Annotated in this window: 19 protein-coding genes; 7 read left to right on the top strand and 12 right to left on the bottom strand. The window is 36.8% G+C overall.

Annotation, left to right across the window (positions count from 1 at the left end):
• From QPL79_RS05050 to QPL79_RS05005, 10 genes are all read right to left on the bottom strand, one after another.
• The gene (locus QPL79_RS05050; RefSeq protein ID WP_285273698.1) at window positions 1–2,400 is read right to left on the bottom strand and encodes a DNA-directed DNA polymerase; all 2,400 of its coding nucleotides are present in this window, start codon (window positions 2,398–2,400) and stop codon (window positions 1–3) included.
• Window positions 2,401–2,469: 69 nt separating this feature from the next.
• Window positions 2,470–2,751, bottom strand: a complete 282-nt coding sequence (locus QPL79_RS05045; RefSeq protein ID WP_285273697.1) for a transcriptional regulator — start codon at window positions 2,749–2,751, stop codon at window positions 2,470–2,472.
• 82 nt (window positions 2,752–2,833) lie between these two features.
• On the bottom strand, window positions 2,834–4,189 hold the full coding sequence (locus QPL79_RS05040) for an acetyl-CoA carboxylase biotin carboxylase subunit (RefSeq protein WP_285273696.1): 1,356 nt from the start codon (window positions 4,187–4,189) through the stop codon (window positions 2,834–2,836).
• 119 nt (window positions 4,190–4,308) lie between these two features.
• On the bottom strand, window positions 4,309–5,694 hold the full coding sequence (locus QPL79_RS05035) for a pyridoxal-phosphate dependent enzyme (RefSeq protein ID WP_285273695.1): 1,386 nt from the start codon (window positions 5,692–5,694) through the stop codon (window positions 4,309–4,311).
• Between the two features lie 772 nt (window positions 5,695–6,466).
• Complete coding sequence (locus QPL79_RS05030) at window positions 6,467–6,817, bottom strand: MGMT family protein (protein WP_285273694.1); 351 nt, start codon at window positions 6,815–6,817, stop codon at window positions 6,467–6,469.
• 6 nt (window positions 6,818–6,823) lie between these two features.
• Window positions 6,824–7,927 carry an aminopeptidase gene (locus tag QPL79_RS05025; protein ID WP_285273693.1) on the bottom strand — a complete coding sequence of 368 codons (1,104 nt, stop codon included), beginning with the start codon at window positions 7,925–7,927 and terminating at the stop codon, window positions 6,824–6,826.
• A gap of 71 nt (window positions 7,928–7,998) precedes the next feature.
• Window positions 7,999–9,624 (bottom strand): oligosaccharide flippase family protein, encoded by a 1,626-nt coding sequence (locus tag QPL79_RS05020; protein WP_285273692.1) that lies wholly within the window; start codon window positions 9,622–9,624, stop codon window positions 7,999–8,001.
• 19 nt (window positions 9,625–9,643) lie between these two features.
• On the bottom strand, window positions 9,644–10,144 hold the full coding sequence (locus QPL79_RS05015) for a MogA/MoaB family molybdenum cofactor biosynthesis protein (protein ID WP_285273691.1): 501 nt from the start codon (window positions 10,142–10,144) through the stop codon (window positions 9,644–9,646).
• 9 nt (window positions 10,145–10,153) lie between these two features.
• On the bottom strand, window positions 10,154–11,503 hold the full coding sequence (locus tag QPL79_RS05010; protein ID WP_285273690.1) for a rhomboid family intramembrane serine protease: 1,350 nt from the start codon (window positions 11,501–11,503) through the stop codon (window positions 10,154–10,156).
• 178 nt (window positions 11,504–11,681) lie between these two features.
• Window positions 11,682–12,587 carry a damage-control phosphatase ARMT1 family protein gene (locus QPL79_RS05005; protein WP_350309083.1) on the bottom strand — a complete coding sequence of 302 codons (906 nt, stop codon included), beginning with the start codon at window positions 12,585–12,587 and terminating at the stop codon, window positions 11,682–11,684.
• Between the two features lie 215 nt (window positions 12,588–12,802).
• Here QPL79_RS05005 and QPL79_RS05000 point away from each other — a divergent pair, with 215 nt between their 5' ends.
• On the top strand, window positions 12,803–13,615 hold the full coding sequence (locus tag QPL79_RS05000) for a nicotinamide mononucleotide deamidase-related protein (RefSeq protein WP_285273688.1): 813 nt from the start codon (window positions 12,803–12,805) through the stop codon (window positions 13,613–13,615).
• On the opposite strand, the gene QPL79_RS04995 is transcribed toward QPL79_RS05000, so the two are convergent.
• Window positions 13,551–15,065 carry a hypothetical protein gene (locus tag QPL79_RS04995; protein ID WP_285273687.1) on the bottom strand — a complete coding sequence of 505 codons (1,515 nt, stop codon included), beginning with the start codon at window positions 15,063–15,065 and terminating at the stop codon, window positions 13,551–13,553. The genes QPL79_RS05000 and QPL79_RS04995 overlap by 65 nt on opposite strands.
• A 663-nt stretch (window positions 15,066–15,728) precedes the next feature.
• On the opposite strand from QPL79_RS04995, the gene QPL79_RS04990 reads away from it, so the two are divergent.
• Window positions 15,729–15,947, top strand: coding sequence for a hypothetical protein (locus QPL79_RS04990; RefSeq protein ID WP_285273686.1), 219 nt, complete (start codon window positions 15,729–15,731; stop codon window positions 15,945–15,947).
• A gap of 319 nt (window positions 15,948–16,266) precedes the next feature.
• Window positions 16,267–17,211 (top strand): hypothetical protein, encoded by a 945-nt coding sequence (locus QPL79_RS04985; protein WP_285273685.1) that lies wholly within the window; start codon window positions 16,267–16,269, stop codon window positions 17,209–17,211.
• Window positions 17,212–17,370: 159 nt separating this feature from the next.
• On the opposite strand, the gene QPL79_RS04980 is transcribed toward QPL79_RS04985, so the two are convergent.
• Window positions 17,371–18,510, bottom strand: coding sequence for a radical SAM protein (locus tag QPL79_RS04980; protein ID WP_285273684.1), 1,140 nt, complete (start codon window positions 18,508–18,510; stop codon window positions 17,371–17,373).
• A gap of 152 nt (window positions 18,511–18,662) precedes the next feature.
• Here QPL79_RS04980 and QPL79_RS04975 point away from each other — a divergent pair, with 152 nt between their 5' ends.
• From QPL79_RS04975 to QPL79_RS04960, 4 genes are all read left to right on the top strand, one after another.
• A complete protein-coding gene (locus QPL79_RS04975) occupies window positions 18,663–19,814 on the top strand; it encodes a thiolase domain-containing protein (protein WP_285273683.1) in 1,152 nt (383 codons plus the stop codon).
• Between the two features lie 12 nt (window positions 19,815–19,826).
• Window positions 19,827–20,222 (top strand): Zn-ribbon domain-containing OB-fold protein, encoded by a 396-nt coding sequence (locus QPL79_RS04970; protein ID WP_285273682.1) that lies wholly within the window; start codon window positions 19,827–19,829, stop codon window positions 20,220–20,222.
• Window positions 20,223–20,251: 29 nt separating this feature from the next.
• On the top strand, window positions 20,252–21,724 hold the full coding sequence (locus QPL79_RS04965; protein WP_285273681.1) for a TrkH family potassium uptake protein: 1,473 nt from the start codon (window positions 20,252–20,254) through the stop codon (window positions 21,722–21,724).
• Window positions 21,725–21,788: 64 nt separating this feature from the next.
• Complete coding sequence (locus QPL79_RS04960; protein ID WP_285273680.1) at window positions 21,789–22,430, top strand: potassium channel family protein; 642 nt, start codon at window positions 21,789–21,791, stop codon at window positions 22,428–22,430.
• Window position 22,431 lies beyond the last annotated feature (1 nt).

Genomic DNA, 22,431 nt, shown 5'->3' with positions numbered 1-22,431 from the left:
TCACTTTTTTGAGTAGTCAAATAGTGATTTTCCTGTTCTTCCAATACTTTTCAAATGCTTTTCGCTAACACCAAAATACTCAAGTATTCTAAGTACTGCTGGAACTATTTGATGTTCAACATAGTAATCAACATCAATATCCCTAGCATCAACCATTATATATGGTCTTGCCCTATCAGATATTTTGCCAGCTCCTTTAACAATGACATAGCCTATCTTATCCCCAACCTCGATGCTATACCCACTTTTAATCATGTATTTAGCTGCTGTTACATGAGGTGCCTCAACTTCGTATTCGCTAATAGGCTTTGTAATTGTTTTCCATATAACAAATTTTTGAATGTCTATAGAGCCCTGGGATGAAAGCTTTCTAATCTTTTCTATTTCCTCTTTGACAAACTCTATGGCCTTTCTATGATCCATTGTTTTGAGAACCATCTCCGCAACTCTCTCCTGAAGCTCTTTAGCTATCTCTGCCCAATCACCACGAACAGCCTCAAAACCAACAACATCTATTCTGCCATCAACTGTCAATCCAATGTATCTCTTCTTAGCTTCTGTAAAGAACACTCTCTGATATACTTTATCAATCTTTATCTCTAGCCCAAGCTCCTTCTCAACAAAATCAACAAACTTTTCAACTATGCTCTTATCATATTTCACGAAAATGGAGTCTGTATCTCCATAAATAACCTCTAGCCCAAGGTTTTTAGCAATTGCTATAGCCTTTCTAATAGTTTCTCTACCAAAATCTGTTACAGCTTCTGCACATTCTTTGCAGTACCACCTCGCCCCTGTCCAGGCCATGTAGCCATAGCATGCATTTGCAAGAATCTTCAAAGCTCTTTGCCTAGCATCAAGAATTCTATACTCTGGAGAATCCTGAGGCAAATTCTTCATAAGATCTCTAACACTCTTCCTAGCATTTACAAGTATTGTTAGAGCCGTTTTGAAAAACGCCTCTGGCTGCTTAGAGAACTTGTAGCCTGTTTCAGGTGCTTCATAACAATCGCTACACTCATTGAAAACAAGTGTATCTGGCCCCACATTATATTTCATCATTATGCTTGGGTACATGGCTGAAAAGTCTAGTACACAAACATTTTCATGAACACCTCTCTTCGGCTCAAGAACTATTGCACCTTTATAAGACTCATACTCTTTCTCAACTCTATTTGGGGCTAGCTCCCCCCTCATTCTAGCAATTCTAAGCAAAAACCACTCAAGTCTAAAACCAACACTAGCAGATCCTACCTGATCTAGTGGAAGACCTGTTATGCTTGAAAGCTGCATTGCAAATGGAAGTATCTTCTCTGCAATACCATAAGTTGAAACAACATCGTCTCTGGAATAGTTAAGTAGAAGAGGCTTAAGCTTCTCATCATCCCAATACCTGTATATCTCATACCAAGGCACGTTAGTTCTCTCACTCTTCTTCATAACACCAAAGTATTCTGCAACTTCGTCAAGTGACTTAACCTTTATTTCTGTAATCTCCTCAGCATAGTCATACAAATCAACATGCAATCTGCCAGGAACCGATACATGACCATAAACACTTTTAGATGGTTCAACACCTCTTCTTCTAGAAATATCAAGCTTTATACCAAGTTTCCTAGCTCTCTCAACTAGGTATGGAAAATCAAAATTATTTGAGTTATAACCAACAATTATATCAGGATCATACTTATTAACATACTCAATGAACTTTACAATCAATTGCCTATCATCTTTTCCCTGAGCTTGAAGCAAAACAGTTTCATTATCGGAATTCATAATAGAGATTATTATGATTGGATCTCTATCGGGTCTAGGAGAGCCACGAGGATTATAAACCTCTATATCAAATGCCATTACCCTAAGTTTTGGAGGCATCAACCTATCCTCATCCCTGTTCAGAATATCCAAAACCTCATACTCTTTATCAACTCTATACTCAAAAGACTTGGGTTTTTCAACAACTTTAAATCTATGCCATGTGCAAGGATAAATATCGTTATCTATGAGGTATCTCAAAGAAAATCTTATATCTGCTTCAACAACAGCTTTAACTCCTGGAATTCTTGATACATCAGCTCTATACTCCCTTACAAACTCAGGTATCACAGTTTCTATTCTAAGAGCTTTAACAGCTTTACCCATAAACCTCTTTTCGACTAGTTCAACACTTGTTATGGGTGATTTGGGTTTGCTAAGTCTTTTAATAGAAGACTTTATCAACTCAATATTGTTTGTATGAGAATCATCAATAATGGCGTAGAAGTATGGTCTAAACCTTCTATCTCTCAATAGAACTCTGTTACCATTATCATCAACACCCCATATAACTATGTGAGGCTCTGAGCCTATAACCTCATAACTAGCATCGAGAACATAAATACTAACAATCTTTTCATTCATTAGAAAACCCATTTTAGTTTAGCAGTTTAAAAAGATAATAAGTTTGATGTCTCGATCTATTGAAGAAAGCTACTTACTTTGCTCCTGTTTTTGTTCTTGTTCTAGTTTCTTAAGCTCTTCCTCAATCTCCTTCTCGATTTCCTCAATAGGCTTTGGAGGTGGTGTTGTTGCTAATGTGTAGCCTATCCACCCAACAATACCAGCAAGCACAACAACGGCAAGTGCTATAATAATTTTCATGGTTAGTATATCCATTGGTGGTGGTGCTAAAAACAACAGGTATATTATTAGTATTGCGAATATTGCTGCTCCCACCACAAGTGCTAAACCAACGAGCTTATCTCTATTCAACTCTGATACACCAAACAATTACTATTGTGATAACTAGTATTAATAAGTTTTATTATTGCACATCTCTGTTCCAAAACATTTACTACCCCGTCTTCTTTCTTCTTGTAAGATACTCACTTAAAAACATTGTGTCATACTCTCCTCTAACAAACTCTTGTGTATTTAGAATATCTATGAGTAGAGGTATCGATGTTTTTATACCATCAACAACAAAATTAGACAATGCTTTAACAAGTCTTGCCCTAGCTTCTTCTCTTGTGCTTCCCCATGCAATCACCTTAGCTATCATAGAGTCGTAGAAAGGCGGTATCTCCACCCCAGGTGCAAGTGCGTGGTCTATTCTAATGTTCTCTTCATTTGGGAACTGTATCCAGGTTACTCTACCTGGTGATGGAAGCATTTTCTCAGGATCCTCTGCATATATTCTTGCCTCAATTGCGTGTTTAGAAAACTCATATATGCTTTCCTTTATCTCCAGCTCTCTCCCCTCAGCAATTTTTATTTGCTGCTCAACAATGTCAACACCTGTTATAACCTCGGTAACTGGATGTTCAACCTGTATCCTTTTGTTAACTTCTATCAAATAGAAATTGCCTTTTTCATCTCTGATAAACTCTACTGTACCTGCATTAACATATTTAACGCTTTTCATAAATCTTATTGCATAATCATATAACCTTCTCCTATCATCATATGTTATCACAGGTGATGGTGCTTCCTCAATAACTTTTTGATATCTTCTTTGAATACTGCACTCCCTTTCACTTAAGGCAACAACATTTCCATGTACATCAGCAAGTATTTGAACCTCTATGTGTCTAACTCTTGGAATAAATTTTTCTATGTACAGCCTAGCATGCCCAAAGGATGTTTCAGCCTCTTTTGTTGCTAATGTGAATAGCTTTTCGAGCTCCTCCATATTATTAGCTATTCTAATCCCTCTTCCACCACCACCTCTATCAGCTTTAATCAAAACAGGAAAACCAATTTGCTTAGCAATTTTCTTAGCCTCATCAAGAGAAACAGGATTGATTGAGCCAGGAACTATTGGAACTCCAACACTATTCGCAATTTCTCTTGTTCTAGACTTAGACTCTAAAAGCTCTATAACACTCCACTTTGGCCCTATCCAAATAGCTCCTGAATCCTCAACAGCTTTTGCAAATTTTGCATTTTCAGATAGAAAGCCATAGCCTGGGTGAACAGCATCAGCATTACTTCTCTTAACAATTGAAATAATCTTGTCTATATCGAGATAAGCATATGGATTAGAACCAAGCGAATATGCCTCATCAGCTAGTTTAACATGCATAGCATCGCTATCAACATTTGTGTATATAGCAATGGTTTTTATGCCCAATTTTCTACAAGTCTTAATTATTCTAACCGCTATCTCACCACGATTAGCAATCAACAATCTACTTATCCTATCCACCATCAGAATAACACTCTTTGCCTTAAAAGTGCAACTAAGGGTATTATAAGACTTTCTTAAATGTAACACTCAACCAATACTTTATCTAACTACATAGGTAAGCTGTAAAACACTCTAGTGTTTCAGTCATGCATACTTTCCAAATACTCTTTGCCAAGTTCTGAAACAGCATATATTCTCCTCCTTCCATCATATCCAAGCTCTCTTATAAAACCCTTATTCAACAACTTTTTTATATGGTCATGAACTGTTTGAAGTGTTATGTTATAGCCTTGCACTCTCAATTTTTTCCATATCCCATATGCGTGACACTGCTTTTCTTCATACAGAATTTTTAGAATAGCTTCTTGAATACTGCTTATAGAATCTTCTTTCACACTAAGAACTTTGCCAGGTTTTCTATTACTGCTATATTCCAGAATCTTGTACAAAATGTAAGTGTCTTTGGATGGACTTCCACTAACTATTGCTAAAACCTTATCTCCTTTACCAATTACTCCAAGATCCTTAGCAATCTTAATACCAGCTAGACTTGTAGCACCAACGGGATCAACAACAACACCATCTGTATTCGCAATCTCATTCGCAGTTAGATATATTGCTTCCTTGTCAACATCTATAAAAACACCTTTACCACTCATTATTTTGCTTAACAAACTCTTCACAACTCCTCCTCTAAGCTCTGTTAGAAACAATTTCGAAGATTCTTGCATAGCATCTCTTTCCTCACTCAGTTTAACAGCTAGTATATTTGGTGTTTCAATACCTAAGACATGCTCAACCTCCTTCAGCCCTTTTAATATTGATGTTGCCAATAAGCCATCACCAACAGGTGTTGCTATCCAATCAACATTGCTTAAAACATCTATTAACTCAAAAACCAGTGTTCTATAACCATCTATAACAATGGGTGATAGTGGAATGGATAGATACAAACCATTTTTATTTGACATTCTCAAAGCTTTTTTAATCGCTTTATCATAGTCATCAACACTAATGATTTCATCACCTAAAAGCATAAGCATATACTTTTTCCACTGCTCAATAAAATTTGGAATGTAGTGAGTTACGCTAAGCCCATAGACTTTAGCATACATAGATAATGAAATTGCATAATCACCTGTAGAAGCTGAAACAACATTTTTGGAACCAGTAGAGTATGCTAAGTAGCTATCTACAGCAGTTCCTCTATCAATAAATGTTCCACTGGGATTTCTAGACTCGTTTTTCACAAAAACCTCAACTCCATTAGCTTTGCTAAAATGCTCTAATCTAATTGTTGGTGTCCACCCCTCGCCAAGTGTTTTACCAATGGACCTAGCCGGTAAAACGCCATGGAAACTCCAAATACCCAAGTACCACCTGCTTCTAGCCTCCATCAAAATCCTCTTATACTCATTCAAAGAAATATCGTAGACAACAAACAGTGAGGAACCACATTTAGGACATAGCCTCACACTGATTTCAAATGGATATTCAGAGCCACACAAAGGACATAATAATTGCAAAGCTGTAGCCACCTCTGATTTTAAGTAGATAAAAAACAGAAATTGATTTATAGCTCTAAGCCTTCTTTCAATTCCATTTAATGGATTCCGATCCTGGTTCTCTCATTTGAGATTTTCCATCATTGGATTCAAAACTATTCACTATTAATTATGTTGAATGGAGTGCAAAAGCTTTTTAGCTTGTTAAGCCAAGGCAATGGCTATGATCATAAATCATCGATGGTGCGATGAATTCATCAGTACAATGCAGGCATTGCAATGATATATAAACTCTTTAAAAGCTTTTGTCAAACCATAAAATTTCTCTATGGATATAATTTTCTCTATTCTTTCAAATCAAAGCTTATAAGCAACATTGCAATAGCTTCACTGCACTGATTATCTAATCAGATCATCGATGAATAATGATCATCGCCATAACCTTGCACTATCCAGCTTAAAAGCTTTTGCACTCCATTCAACACAAAATATATTGAGCAGTTTCGAATCCGACAACGGAAAATTTCATTCAAGGGAATAAAGATCGGAATCCATTAAATGGAATTGAAAGACCTTGAAGCAAGGCTGTTTTCGATTTAGCGGTGAGAGGGGGTGAGAGAGTGAGAGTTGCAGATGGGAGCCTTGTGGCGTTGGGCTTGACAGAGTCCCATGAGGCTTGGGTGAAGCTGGTGAGCCCAAGCCTAGGGCCAACCCCACCCACGGAGTTAAAAGTGATTGAAACCAATTATAAGTACCGTGAGTGGGGAAACGCTTTCTTTATGTAGATCTGAAACTACTCTATATTTAAAAGTCTAGATAATTTGTATTTACATGTGGTATAGCCTTCAAGTTTCAGAAGATTTTCTTTAAACTTTGGCACATTTTTTCCATTTAATGTGTAGCCACCTAGTTCTCCATTAGATTTTACAACTCTGTGACAAGGTATTGCAATAAGCTTTTTGTTTTTGCTCAATATTTTCGCAACAAGCCTTGGGCTAATCCCCAAAACCTTTGCAATTTCTTTATATGTTGTTACACAGCCTATTGGAATAAGCTGAACAAGTGTGTAAACAGCTTCTGCAATATCCTCTATACTCCACCTCCTAACACTTATGTTTTCTTCTCTTATTTCTACAACAATCATTTTGAACTACACGAAATCCTTTATGAATCTGCCGTTTTCGTATATCAGATCCTTGTCTGCATACACCTTCCCCTTTCTCATGTCTTTAACCATGTCCCAGTGAAGAGATGACATGTTCTTTCCACCAGTCTTAAGATATGCTGAGCCCAGGGCCATGTGAATTGTTCCACCAATTTTCTCATCAAACAAAATCTCCTTGGTAAATCTTGTAATATCATAGTTTAGCCCAAAAGCTATTTCACCAACTCTTTTAGCACCCTCATCAATTTCAAGCATTTTCTTCAAAAACTCTAAACCCTTTGTAGCATAAGCCTCTACAACTTCGCCTTTCTTAAAAACAAGCCTCACCCCCTCAACCTCAACACCACTGTATATAGCTGGATACTCAAATGCTATAAAACCCTCAACACTATCCTCATGAGGAGCTGAGAAAACCTCTCCACCAGGCATATTATTCTTTCCATCATCATTAATCCATATTCTACCACCAACCTTTAAAAGAAGATCAGTGTTTTCAGATACTATTCTAAGCTCATCAACTTTTGACAACATGTTAGCTATTTTCTCTTGCCACTTGCTTTGCCTAATCCAAGCCTCAACAGGATTACTCTCATAGAGCTTCACAGCTCTGTAAACAAACTCCTCAAAATCCATTGGTGACATGCCAGCTTCCTGAGCCATTGCATATGTTGGATATGGTGCCACAACCCATCTTAGATCTCCTGAGGCATCTCTCTTTATAAAAATTTCTCTAAGCTCTCTCACAGCCTGGTATCTAAGCTTGACCTTCTCCGGATCTACACCAATAAGAGGTTTTGAGTGTTGTGGAGATAGAATAGATATTCTTACAGTGATCTTCTCGGCTATAACCCTATCTACTGGCGAGACATAGTCAAGCAATTCCCTAGGTGCATACCTATAGAAAATCTCTGTTAAATAATCATCGTTGATTACAAGCCTTGGATAAGCACCTCTAATAACAACCTCTCTCCAAATTTCTCTAACTAGTGGCATAGCCTCTAAGGAACTGTATATAGCAACCTCATCAAGTTTTCTTACAGATACACAGTAATCAACAATCAATTTAGCGTATTTATCAACATCTCTCAAGCATCAACGCCTCAAATAATAACTTTACAATATTTAAATTTAAAATTTTCTCTCATTCCAAGATCTCCTAGCTATCGAGTTTTCTTGTCAGAGCCCATCAAGTTAATTAGTGTTAGTGCGTACTTAGCAAGCAAATTAATTACAATATTTACTATGGGAAATCTATTGAATGCCTTTACAATAAACTCCACATCATCTTCTCTAATAATGTTGAAATATACTGATGCAGCAACATAGATAAGTACAAAAAGTGTGAAACCTGCAGCAATTCTAAAAGCACTTACAAATCTTGGCACAGAAATATGGAATATGGGGATTGTAGCAGCTGCCGCCATAGTTGACGCTAAATAAATTTTAATGCTTTGATTAATATCAATAGGGTTTCTAACATACCTCCTTGCATAAGCCAATACCAGAAGCATTCCCACAGCTGATGATATTAAAAGAGATGTTAAATATCCCCACAAACCAAGTTTCAAAACCATGGTTAATAAACATGATGTTGCAACAAGAGCTATTGATGATACTATAGATGCTTTCATATTTGCTTTTGTATCTCCAACAGCATTTAGTAAAACAGGTATTGTTAAACTACCTAAACCAACTAGAAGATTTGGTGCTAGTAGAAGAGGTAGATAGTGGTAGGCAAACAGGTATTGAGAACCATAGAATATGTATATGAGTTCTCTAGAAAATATCATAGCAATCATTGTAACAGGTACAAGCACAAATGATGTGTACTTATTTGATAATTTAAGCATGTTCTCCATGTCTTGAAACTTTGTGAAAACATGTGTGAAAAGTGGAAGAAGAGATGCTGAAATAGGTGAGGCAACTACTGTTATAAGCACATTGAAATTTGATATTGCTCTATACCCACCAATATCAGATAGGGGTAGGGCATAGGCTATTAAGAGGTTTTGGTATATTGAAACAGCTATTGACACTATTGATGATGCGTAGAGAGGTATTCCATAGGAGAGAAGCTCCCACAAAACATTTTTCATGCCATCAGCGTTACTAGAGTATTTATGAAACCTGCGCAACAAAACAGCTAAGAAAATTAATGCAATAACCAAGGCTATCACATAGCCAATTATATTGCCAATTAACGCTCCTAAGACACCCATGTTAAAAACCATTAGCATAACTATCGATACTAAAGTCTTTGAAACACTGTATGTAATCTTTGCTATAGAAACTCCAACTGCCATATTAACTCCAATGAATATGGATAAAACTAGGCTGTAAACCCCCTGGAGAAAAACAATAGCAGATGCAACCCTAACATATTCTCCAAGCTCAGCTCTATTAACAAGAATTTGCGCAAGTTGAGATGAAAACACAAAGCATGCTACAGCCCCAACAATGTTTATTATTGATCTCATCAAAAGAGATGATCTAACAACATAAATAGCTTTGCTTTTATTTTCTTCAGCAAGAAATTTTTGAATATATCTTGTTGCGGCCGTGTCTATACCTAGAGACAGTAGAGATACTAGGGTTAGTGGAGGCACCAAGGCCAAGGAAAAAGCACCATATCCTTCACTACCAAGAATTCTTGCAATAAATATTGAGCCTATAGCTAAAACCAGGTTATATAGAAAATCACCCAAAAATAGAATAAACGTGTTTCCAGCAGCGCTTCTCAAATACTCTAACAAATAATTGTTATCACCATTTTTAGTACTACTCAATTTACAAGCCCTTTACCAGCTATGTTCTTCTAGCTTCGTAAATAGCATGAGGAGCTACTTCACATATTATTTCCAGAGCAAGCTTCACAGCATCAGGGTTTCCTGGAACAACAAACACAAGAGAGTTGTTAACAACATATGCAGATGCTCTTGATATATAAGCTCTAACACCAATTTGCTTGTAGCTTAAAGCTCTGAAAAGCTCTCCAAAACCCAATATTTTCTTATTTGATAATGGTTCAACAGCTTCTATGCTAACATCTCTTCTGCTTATCCCTGTTCCACCAGAAACAACAATAACATCACAAATTTTGCTATAGTTCAACACAGTTTCTCTAATAGCCCCAATGTCGTTGCCAATAACCAGATAATTTTTGACTAAGACCTTGGGGCATAACTCATGAAGTCTTTCTGCCAATGGCCTTATCTCATCGCTTTTCAAACCTCCTAAAACACTTTCACTTGTTACTATAAAGCATATGGAGAAGTTTTCAACTACAAAATGCTCATGTTCATTCAATAACTTCACCTATATCCGGAATGGTGCTATAACCCATAGCTCCTCCTCAGCAATTTCACGATCCTTATACAAAGATATGTAGAGTGCTGCAATAGATGTTATTGTTGAGATTACAGCACATGGAAAAACTATTGTTGGACCAGCATCTCCAGCAACATCTTCTCCAACCATTTTAACAGAGAAGGATTCGTATTCACCAACACTTGCAACTGGCCATAGCCAATAGTACCCCACTTTTATAACATCTGTTTGAACAGTGCCATTAAAGCTTTTGAGAATGTGATTAGAATCATACATTGCCAACCCATCTATAGAAAGCCTTATTCTCAAACCATAATTGGGATCTCTAATTCTACTTGTATACCTTAGCTCTACAACCTCGTTACTTGGTTGAAGATACCCTGTTAATAGCCCAGACCACAAAAACCTGTTGAAAACAATTCTAGGAGCATCAAGAGATGGAGGCACAGAGTTGCTTGGTGGTGAAAAATATGCTTGGTCTTCAAATGTTTTTCCACTACTATCAACAACTTTTATGGAATATACATAAACACCGCTCATCGATGGAGCTATAAGTGTTGAATATATTGCTCCACCAACAACAGCCAATAATAATATTACTAAGGTTGTTTTCAATGCTTTTCCAAGTCCAACTCTTTGGCGCCACTCCATGAAGAAGTAGCCTGGGAGTAAATCAGTTTTTGCTTCAGCTTTCTTAGCTAGTGGATATATAAGTGCTATTCCATTGACAAAGCCACCAACATGAGCAAAAAACGCTACGCCGCCAAACTTTAAATAACCATAAATCACCTGGGTTGCAAACCATAGTAGGAGAAACCAGGAAGCTGTCATTGTAAGACACAACGGTATTATGAGTATTAGGTAGCATCCAGCTAGCTTTCTCCTTGGGTAGAGCATAACGTAAGCACCAAGAACACCACTTATAGCACCAGAAGCTCCGAGAGCTGGTATAACAAGATTTATGCTACCACCAATTGATGTGAATGCAACATGAAATACTATTGCCATGAGACCTGAGATAAAGTATAGTACTAAGAATTTTAGGCTTCCTATTCTTTTCTCAACTTCAGAACCGAAAAAGTATAGAAACCACATATTAAAGAATATGTGAAAAATATCTGCATGCGTAAACATGCTTGTTATTATTCTATACCATTGAGAAGGTACTTGAAGAAGAATTGGTATGAATGACAAAGCATCAATCCAGTCTTGAGATGTTTGAGAAAAGAAACTTTGATATGATGTGTAGAGATAAACTGCAACATTTATTGCGACTATAGCTATTGTTGCTATTGGCCTTGACCTACCTCTTCCAATCCACGTATATTCATATGACATTAGTGTTTAGCACCATTGAAACAGTTTAAGCATCTAAACAGAATTTTAGCTAGAGTTTTATAAAGCTATTGCACAAACAGTGTATAAGCAAAATTGATAATCTTAGTTCAATGATTTAAGGCCAATTATTTTCAACATGTTAAATAGCATTAGTTTCTACATGAAGCACTTGCAAAAGCTATGCTATATTATGAATAACAACACCTGCTTTTCCCAGTGGGATACCAGAAGCTATTGAGACTGGTAAGCATTTTGCCACAAGCAAATATATAATTGGTTTTTTAATTACATTCTCAATTTCTGTAACATACTCATAGTTTGCCATACCCTTAAAAACAATTGATTCTGCCTCATCTATTGCTTTTCTAGCTTTTTCACTTAGCTCATCCAAGAAAATGCTTGAAGCATCAGTTCCACTATCTATTACCTCATCAAAGCTTTTATCAAGCTCTGCCAACGCTGCATCATGTATTGTCATATCATTTTGGAAAGAGCCTCCTTTAACAATGGCGGAAACCTTAGAGCCATTTGCTCTCAAAACATCGGCTAGAAGTCTATCAAAAACAGCTTCACCAGCATTGTCCAAAACAACAACAACTTTCTTTGAATTAAGCAAAATCTTTGCAGCTTTTTCAAGATCTCCATAAATATCCATTTTCAAAGCTTTTTCAATAATTTCTTCAACTGTTGGAGGGGTATAGTTTAGAACGCCAATATCGAGAAGATTGCCAATAATTGAAAATCTTATGGCTTTTACCAGTCTCTCCTCAACACTACTTCCACTAAGCACAAAGGCTTTAACATTTTCATAGAGTTTCAAAGCCTCTTTATTAAGCAAAGTCTTTTCCTCAATATATGGATCGGGATTATTCAACGCTTTTTTCATATATCTAAAAAGCTTGGTTGCTAGCATTGTTGGAACACAGATATTTTCGCCATTCTTTAAACAATTTTCCATAAAATCTTTTGCTATTGCAAGTACATCGCTCATTATCTTCATTTTCTCGTATTCTCCAAGATTTCTACTCTTTTCCAAATCTCGATATCTAATACTAATTTGACATACTATACACTGTGAATGCATTTTCAATGTCTAATCAACCTCTTCTCAATAGGTTATTTGACTTGAGTTATAAAGTTGCTTTAGACAAACATTTTAACTTTGCATTTCGAATATTAAGGTTTGGTAATTAGAATACCTGTCTTAAGTGCATTGAGTTTTTCATGTTCTCTGCAGCAATAGTTAAAACCAATATCTTTATAACCAAAGAAATTGTGTAACTCTATGGTGATTAAATTTTGAATAACAATGCATGGATATTCACAATAGGCACAGAGCTTGTGCAGGGAAGGGTTATAAACACTAATGCTGCTTATATCGGTAGAAGACTTACGTTGCTGGGTTTCAATGTGCTTGGCTTTATAACTCTTGTTGATGATGTTGATTTGGTTTCAAGGTATTTGAGCCACGTTATTTTAGCTGAGAAGCCTAGGGTTATAGTTACAACTGGTGGTCTTGGGCCTACATATGATGATAGAACCTTGGAGGCTGTTGCAAAGGCTTTGAATAAAAGGCTTGTTTTAAATGATGATGCGTTTAGAATGGTTAAGGAGAAGTATGATAGAAGGGGTGTGCCATTAACTCCTGAAAGAGTTAAAATGGCTTATCTCCCCGAGGGCGCAACACCAATTCCAAATCCTGTTGGAACTGCTCCTGGAAGTTGGATAGAATTTGAAAACACAGTAATTATTTCATTACCTGGTGTTCCAAGTGAGATGGAGGCTATGTGGGAAAGCTGGGTAGAGCCAAGACTTAGGGAAATAGGGCCTAAAATACACATTGCTGAAATAACTGTTAAAATTGTTGGTGTTCCAGAATCTTCTCTAGCACCACACATAGAGAAAGCTGTTAAGAAATTTGCAAGAATATATGTTAAGTCACATCCAAAGGGTGAAGAAGAAGGCAAATCAGTTATAGAGCTATATGTAATGGCATCTGATGAAAAAGCTGAGAACGCTTTCAAGGCTGCAGAAAATGCTTTGAAGCTTATTCTCGATTCTCTCCATGGCTACTCTGCTCATGTTGAGATACTGGAGACGAGGGTTTCCTAGCCCACTTAACCAAAGAAGCATTCTTTATTATAGGCTCAACATCAACAGGTTTTCTACTCTCTCTTTTCACATACTGATTATCGGGAGGCTGTATAAGTTCCTTCACAACCTTTTTAATGAAACCATCTCTAACAGGCTCATACACATGCTTATAGAATTTCTGAGGATCAACAAGAATGTGCCTAGGAAACCTGGCAACATATTTTAGCGCAGCTTCCCAAACAACATCAAATGGCATAATAACCTCAACTTTTCTAACAACATTCCTATCAAAATCCTCTGGTGTTTGCATCTTATCACCTATTATGAAAAACCCATCATTTGAAACCTCAACACCATCTTCAACAGGTATTGACGCCTTTGAGCCTCTGACTACACCTTCCTTAGTCTCTGAATCGGTTATGTGTGCTGAACCTGCTTCCCCTCTTCTGGAATATGCTTTGAATCTTCCATAGTACTTTAGATAAGCATAGAATATTGCTCTGTTTAAGCCAAAGCTCTTCGCCTTGTCAAGATCTCCCGTTAGTAGATAGTATCGAGCAGCTTGAAGTATTGCCATAACATTAAATCTTTCTATTTCCCCCTCAATACGAGTAACTTGCTTAACACCAACAGATGTTCTAAACCTGTGTTTCTTCTCGGATAGAATTTTTATGGCGTCTTTAACAAGGTTTTCTGCTTCTCCAGGGCTGAAGTATTTCCATGAGTCATCAGTTTTAAAGTTTTTGATGCTTGCCCAGCTAATATCGAAAGAGTCGATGTGCTTAGGATCAATAACAACAGCTACTAAATCATGTTTTCTGTGAATAGCTAGAGGTGTTGTAAAAACTCTTTTGGGATCCACAATATTTTCAACCTTGACTTTATTCCCAAACCTTTGAAAAACCTCAGCTAATTTACTTTTCACATTGCTTAGAACATGCTCAACAATGGCATAAGCAACATCGATTGGACTATATGTTTCGTAGAGTTCTGGAGGAATAGCTTTTTCATGTAGTCTCACATGGGCACCCTCACCACTCCACACAACATAAAGAGACTTTATCACTCCATACCTGGTCTCCATAAAATCTATAATTGTTTTTGCAACCTCTATAGCAAGTCTCCAGTTCTCCAAACCCTCAACATCTATATCCCAAAAAGGTGTTGCAGAAACAATGTTGAGAGCGTTATTCACATCTTCAACAGTGCTGAGCTTGCCATAGACATTTAGAGTTGCATAGACTGTTCTAGGCTTCAAATGCCTATATCTTGTAAGCAGATCTATTATCGAGTTGGGGGATTCAAGCTTTAAAGGCTTTTCACCTAGGTAACGAATAAAAACTTTGCTATTCTCAGCCACCCCCTCCAGAGCAACCCACCTGCTTTTGCAATACTCAAAAATAGTCTCCTTGACAACAGCACTAGAGTAGTGCTTCACTATGTCGCTAAACTCCATAGCTATGACCACTCACCGTATTCTAAACTTTTCATCAAAGCAATAACTATTAATAAGCAGAAGCACAAATTTTTCACAATGATTCATCTCGATATATCTCTCCATAGAATGCCAAGCTCTTTTTGAATCAAAGCCAATTGATATGCATTAACCTCAACACCGTGACAATATCGACATTAACAGCTTAATCTTAACTAAAATGCTAGCCAAGAATTAAAAAGAGAAGCTTGAAGTAGCAATACCACAGTTAGGTTAACATAATGACCACAGTCTACATGTTATTAGGAATACGAAACTCTAGATTATTAGAGAACCCTGATTGTAATGAATACAATCCTCGCTTGATAAGATAGGCACCATAAGAACCAAACCATAACATCTCTTACTTATTGAATTCCATTCTTGATGTTAAGAAGCATAATAAAAGGTGGCAAGACATTCTCGCCACCTCTTATTATGCGCCATACTGTTTCTCGACATGTTGATAGTATGCCATTTAGCATTACCAACTTCAGTTTTGACAACATTTGCATATGATGTTGGTGGGGCTAACACATTTGACGATGATGTAAACGATGTTTGGTTTAATGCAGTAAAGCTCTTTGTGAAGATAATAGATTCCCACCCCTATTGGGTTAAAGCATTCCTCAATGATTATCCCAAGTGGGACCTTATATGTGGGTTGAGGAAAGTTCAGGTGGTCAAGATAACATTTATGCTGATTATACAGAGATCCCTCTGTTGTTAGGACATAGTTATCTTATATATCAAAACGGTAAATATGACACAGTATTGGGATTTGGAGCAAAGGGATGTGCTAACCCCTATGATGTTAGACTTGGATATAAAAGTCCTGATGGCTATGGATATGCCATATGGACTTTTATCATATAATATAGCATATTGAAGGATGATACTAGTGATACCATTGGTGTCTCAGCGTGGCTTTACACACTAACAGGTATTCACATGGTCTTAGGATATACACAGAAATAATGTAGCTAGGATACTTGCTGAAAACGCATATGTAGCAGACAATGACTTTATAGACTACTTTGATAGGTATACCGATGTAGACAGTGTAAAGCTAATTATACAGCTTACATACCATAGTATTGGGGAAGCTATGGGAACCTTGAAATTCACTAAAACAATCACTCTAGTAATTATAGTGTTAGTTGGCATCATCTTAATATCACACGTGGTTATGAACATGTTTGTGAATAAGCGTACCATGGTTGATGAGGGTGTTCATGATACTAGTATGACTAGCAGGTTTAATATTTATAGTGAGGATAGAGCTAGTATACTCCTTCCAATGGTTCAATTTAAGTTAAGTAATGGGAGTGTGTTAGTTGTTCATAAAAGGAATCCATTTGAATTTGATATAGATGCTAACTTAAGCACTAGTATGGTAATACCACAGTACCTAAGGGTGTTTAGAGTAAGGCTATATAATAGCTCACAAGACGTATTTAATTTAGCTTTGAAACTGGGTATCAACACTGTTAAGCTCTACTATAATGAGAGAACTAAGCAGTACATATTCCATAATGCTACACATGTGTTTGAGTACTCTGTGGAGAATGGTTTTCTAAGATTTAAGTTAAGAGAAACTCCCTCTAGTGATGTTAGTTCATTTCCATCTGATGATATTCTTATTAAGAAAGCTATAGATTTTCTCAAGGAACGAGGATTACTATACTTCTCAGAGTATGAGGTTAGAGTTGGGAGTTACCTAGTTGCCAATAGAACTATCTTAGTAAAAGCTGTAGTAATCAACGCTAAACTAGATGATATTACTGTTGATAACCTTGGACTTGTCGTTCTGATGAACTCAAAAGGTGACATTATTGGAGTGGAGGGTACAATCTTAGCTGGTGTGTATACTGTAGGAGAGTACAGGGTTAAACCAGTAAACGAGCTGATGATGGAGTTAAAGAGGAAGATAGCTAGAGGGGAGCCTATGACCAATTGGTATATAAGCTGGTTAGCATTCACAAAACTACGTATAACAGATTTAACACTACGATATTATATGACCTACGATGGTTACTTAGTACCGGTCTACATTATGAAGGGCTACTATGAACTAGACTATGACACTATAAGGGATAGCGGGGAGATACGGGGATTGATGGTGGCTATCAAAGGTTAAAATCACGTAAATTGATATTTGTAACGCACCTCCTATTTTTACCCATCATTTCTTATGACAAGTAGATCCATTATTCTTAGCGATTTAGACTTGTCTAGGAATAATCTTTTAGGATTAACGTGTTTTGAGTGTAGTTGCTAAGTCTGTTTATCTGTTTGTTTATCTCGATATGTCTCTCCATAGAATGCCTAGCTTATCTGCATAGCTATAAACCTCCTCTAACTCGTTTAGCAGTGGTCTTCTAGAAATATCTTTGTATTCATATGCTTTGTACTCTGGTCTATACTGATCCATTATGTTAACCAGTACCCTGTTTAGTGGAAGGTTGTCAGCAATCCACTTCAAAACTTTTTTAGAGCAGCAATCAATGTGGTTTGGCAATACAAGATGTCTTATTATCATGTCCCCCCATTCAATTGCTATTTTATGATTTCTTCCAACAACATCAACATATCTTGGCACTTTAGATAGTCTAAGTGCACAATCGTTATTCCCGTACTTGAAGTCTGGAAGCCATATATCTATAACATGTTTTAGTAAATCCATTGCCTCAAGACTCATATAGAAATTGCTGTTCCACAGCTGAGCAATATTCACATCCAAGTACTTCAAACTTTCCAATATTATGTGAAGATTTGGTGTTGGTTCACCACCAACATGATTTATGTTTCTTGCACCATTCTCTCTAAGCTCTTTTTGAATCAAAGCCAATTGATATGCGTTAACCTCAACACCATTAAATGGTCTTTCCTGTGAAATGTCCCAGTTCTGGCAAAAAACACATCTGAAATTGCAACTGCCATAGAATATTGTGCCACTTGGAACAAGAGGAGCTTCCTCACCTATGTGCAGAAACCAGCTATGTACAAAGGATTTTGTGTTTAATCTACAAACACCTCTTCCTTCAGAATATCTATCAATACCACATCGCCACTCACAAAATCTACAGCCTCTAAGCATATTCCTAGCAATAGCTATTTTCACATCTAAGAAACTCTTGCTAGCTTCTCTATACCTTTTTCTAAACTCATTAAACCTTATATCTTCTGCTCTAACCTCTCTCCACAAAGACGTAAAAACTTTTTCAAGATCTCTGTGAACACCCCATAAGCAATCTTCATCACATTCATCAATATGAACATCTGTTGGAACCTCAACAACCTTTGCTATGTGAAACTTTGCTGGATAGTCATCAATTAGAATGGAGTAGTACCAGCTAAGAACATTTCTAAATACCTGGTTATGCAAAGCCTCAACTGCGTCAGGTCTTAGCAAACTCCAGTAGCGTCTTTCAAACATTGATAACACCTATATACATAGTTTTGTTCCTATACCCCGATATTCATCACAGTTCAGTGGGCATGACTTAAGACATCAAGTATTTGATTTGCTTTGCAGAAAAATATGCTTTATATAACCCTTGTACAGGATTTTTACCAATGTGATGTATTTTGAGAAGGGTATACGCAGCTGGAGTTGGAATGACAAAAATCGATAGACATTATGACAAGGGGTTTCAAGAGCTTGTGCATATAGCTGTTAAAAACCTTGTTGATGATGTTAAGATGTTTTCTCCAGAAGCTATTGTTGTTGGCAATATGATGAGCAGTTCTCTTTATCAACAGGACTCTTTAGCTGCTCTAGTTGCTGATGCTGCTGGACTTAGAGGGAGGGGAGGATTCAAAGTCGAAGCAGCATGTGGAAGCGGTGGACATGCAGTAGCAGCTGGCTATGCTCTTATTGCTTCTGGTCTCTATGACCAGGTTCTTGTTGTTGGTGTTGAGAAAATGTCTGACTATCCAACAGCAACAACAACATCTGCATTAGCACAGGCTGCTGATTTTGAGCATGAGGCTATATATGGTGTGAGTTTTGCTGCTTTGAATGCTCTTGTAATGAGGCTTTACATGCACAGATATGAGGCGAGAAGAGAGGATCTTGCTTTATGGCCTGTTAGAATGCATGAATATGGTTCTCAAAACCCATATGCTCAGCTAAGAAATAGAATAACTGTTGAAGATGTTTTGAAATCAGCTGTTATAGCAGATCCTATAAGACTAATGGATTCTTCACCAATTGGTGATGGGGCAGCAGCAGTTTTACTTGTTTCAGAGGATGTTGCTAGAAAAGTTTCTGACACACCTATTCAGATAGTTGGTGTTGGAATGGGTAGTGATGGTCTTGATTTAACATCTAGAGAAGATCTTTTAAATCCCATGAGTGTGAGAATAGCTGCTGAAAAAGCATATAAAATGGCTGGTGTTGAGCCAATGCATATAGATGTTGCTGAAATACATGATGCATTCACGATAACAGCTCTTCTATCTATTGAGGGTCTTGGATTTGCTAAATTGGGAGAGTCGTGGAGGTTTATAAAGGATGGTAGGTTTGCCTCTGGGGATAAACCATCTATTAACTTGAGTGGTGGTCTTAAGGCCAGGGGGCATCCAGTGGGGGCAACTGGTGTGTATCAAGTAGCTGAAATAGTTATGCAGCTTAGAGGTGATTTTCCAGGTGTTAAAGTGGGTAAGGCAGAATATGGACTAGCAATGAACACTGGTGGTGTAGCTACTTTAACATCTGTAATTATTTTGAAGAGGTGATTTATGGTGAGAATGTCTCCTGCTAGAGTGTGGAGAGAAAGAGGAGCTAGATACAGATTGGAAGGCTCTAAATGCAAAAAATGCAACAAAGTATTCTATCCACCAAAGCCTGCATGCCCATACTGTGGATCGTTAGATGTTGAAAAAGTTGAGCTTCCAAAGCGAGGAAAAATAGTAAGTTATGCAATAGAGCATACTGTTCCAGAAGGCTATAGGCATTTAGCACCAATCATAGTAGCTTTGGTGGAGCTTGAAAATGGTGTAAAGGTTTTAGCACCAATAACAGATGCGAAACCAGATGAGGTGTACATTGGTATGGAGGTTGAGGCTGTATTAAGAAGAATTTGGGAAGAGTCTAGCGAAGGGCTTATAGTATACGGAATTAAGTTTATTCCCATAAAAGAGTAGAGGTCATAACTTCTTTTTAGTGATACTGAATGAGAAGATTTTTTGCTATTGTATCAACTGTTTCCCAAATTAATTTAGCTCTAATGGTTGTAGCTCTTATCAATGGACTGGCATTTCTAATATATTATGTGGTTGCAGGGGATGTAAAAGGCTATGCCACTACAATAAACTATTTGAAAGCTACAATAGTTCTTGCCATGCTATGGTCTGTACTAACATATGCACTAAGAGAATATATTATAGAAAGTCCTATAGATGCGATGATTGTAACAGCTTTTGTGTGGCTTACTGTACCCTTCTCCTCTTCAGTAATATATAATATTGCAATAGGTATGAATTCCCTAGACTCATTCTTTGAATCTATTAGCGGATTTAGTGGAACAGGACTTACAGTAATTGCTAATTTAGAATCCATACCATATGTTGTTTTGACTTGGAGAGCAATTACACAGTGGCTTGGCGAACTTGGAACAGTTGTTGTAGCAGGAATTGTTCTTCCCTTTCTTCATGCATCACTTCTTAAGGTATATTCAATTGAGAGAGGACCTAAATTTGCATCAACAATTAGAAGATCTGTAGTAGGCTTATTCACAATGTATCTAGCCTATACCCTCCTAGGATCTTTTTTGCTTGTTGTAAGTGGAATGAGCTTTATTGATGCATTAACACATTCTATGACAGCTATTGCAACTGGTGGAATGTCAACAAAAACAGAAAACATTGGTTATTGGTACTTTCGAAGAAATTCAATGATTTTAGTAACCACATCAATAGTTATGATCATAGGTGCACTAAACTTTAGAGATTTGAAAATGCTTTCAACAGGTAATTTAAAAGGTTTTGCAAAATCTTCAGAGGTTAGAGGTTTCTTTGCAATTCTTTTAGCACTTATAGTAACAACAGTTATTGCTTCCATAGTTTTAAACATAGGCAATGACATTGCTGTTCTGATATACCATGTTATATCGGGTTATACAACAACAGGTTTTCAAGTTGGTGATATAAAGTCTTATCCCACTATTCTCAAAGCTATTTTGATAATCTCCATGGCTATTGGGGGAGCAACATTTTCAACAGCTGGTGGTATAAAGACTAGAAGAGCTGTGATTGCATTGAAAAGTATTTTGTGGGATATAGAGAGAGCTGTGTTGCCAAGAGAGTATAGGGTTGTTAAAAGAATTGGTGAAGAGGTATTAGACGACGAAATAGTTGCTTCAACAATCACATATATCATCATATATATTTTGTTTCAGATTCTTTTGTCAACATCTCTATACCTGTGCTTAGTTATAAATAATATTAAGGAGTTTGACTATATAGATGCCATGTTTGAAGTCACATCAGCTCTTTCCTGTGTTGGACTCTCGGTAAACATAACATCTCCAACACTTCCAATTCTAGCAAAGGTAATTTTGATTATGGCGATGTATTTAGGACGTCTAGAGTTCTTGCCTCTATATCTGCTACTGGGTTACTACTACAGAAGAAAGGCTCTGCTATAGATAAAAACAAATAGAAATAAAAATCCCATAAATAAATTCAGTAAATGTTTTTGAGGAATGCCACATGAAAATTTTTATTGTTGGAAGCACTAGGGAGGTTATAGAACTTGTTCACATTATAAGAAGGGAGATTGGGCTTAGGGAAAGTGATTTTGTTGTGGTTACAGATAATCAGAAAGATGCTGAGGCAATAACAAGAGAATTTGATATACCTGTTTTTACTGGTGATTTATTTGATGAAAAACTTTATCTTGAGGTTGGAATTGATAAAGCAGATGTTGTGATAGCTGGGCATGAAAATGATATGGTAAATGTTTTTGTTTCTATGCTTGCAAAAGAAATTAAGGTGCCTAAAATAGTTATGGCTATTAGCAATAGCTTTATCGGTAAATTCCTAAAAAACCACGGTGTTGTAACAGAAGTTATTGATAAATCAAAAGAAGTAAGCAAATCCATTCTTGAAAAAATGCTCAATGCTTATATTGTAGACGCTGGTGAAAAACATATTGTGATACACAATGTAACACCTAATTCTAGAATTGCTTCGAAAACTGTTAAAGAGTTGGAAGATGATGGTATAAAAGTTGTTGCAGCCATTAGAGAAGGCTCTACTAAAGAACTTAAGCAAGACACGTTGATTGAAGTTGGCGATACCGTGATAATACTCATTGATAAAACTTTGACTCATAAGCTTTTCAGTGATTAAA

Source organism: Ignisphaera cupida (assembly GCF_030186535.1).
GTDB lineage: Archaea > Thermoproteota > Thermoprotei_A > Sulfolobales > Ignisphaeraceae > Ignisphaera > Ignisphaera cupida.
This window is presented reverse-complemented; position numbering and strand designations above follow the sequence as displayed.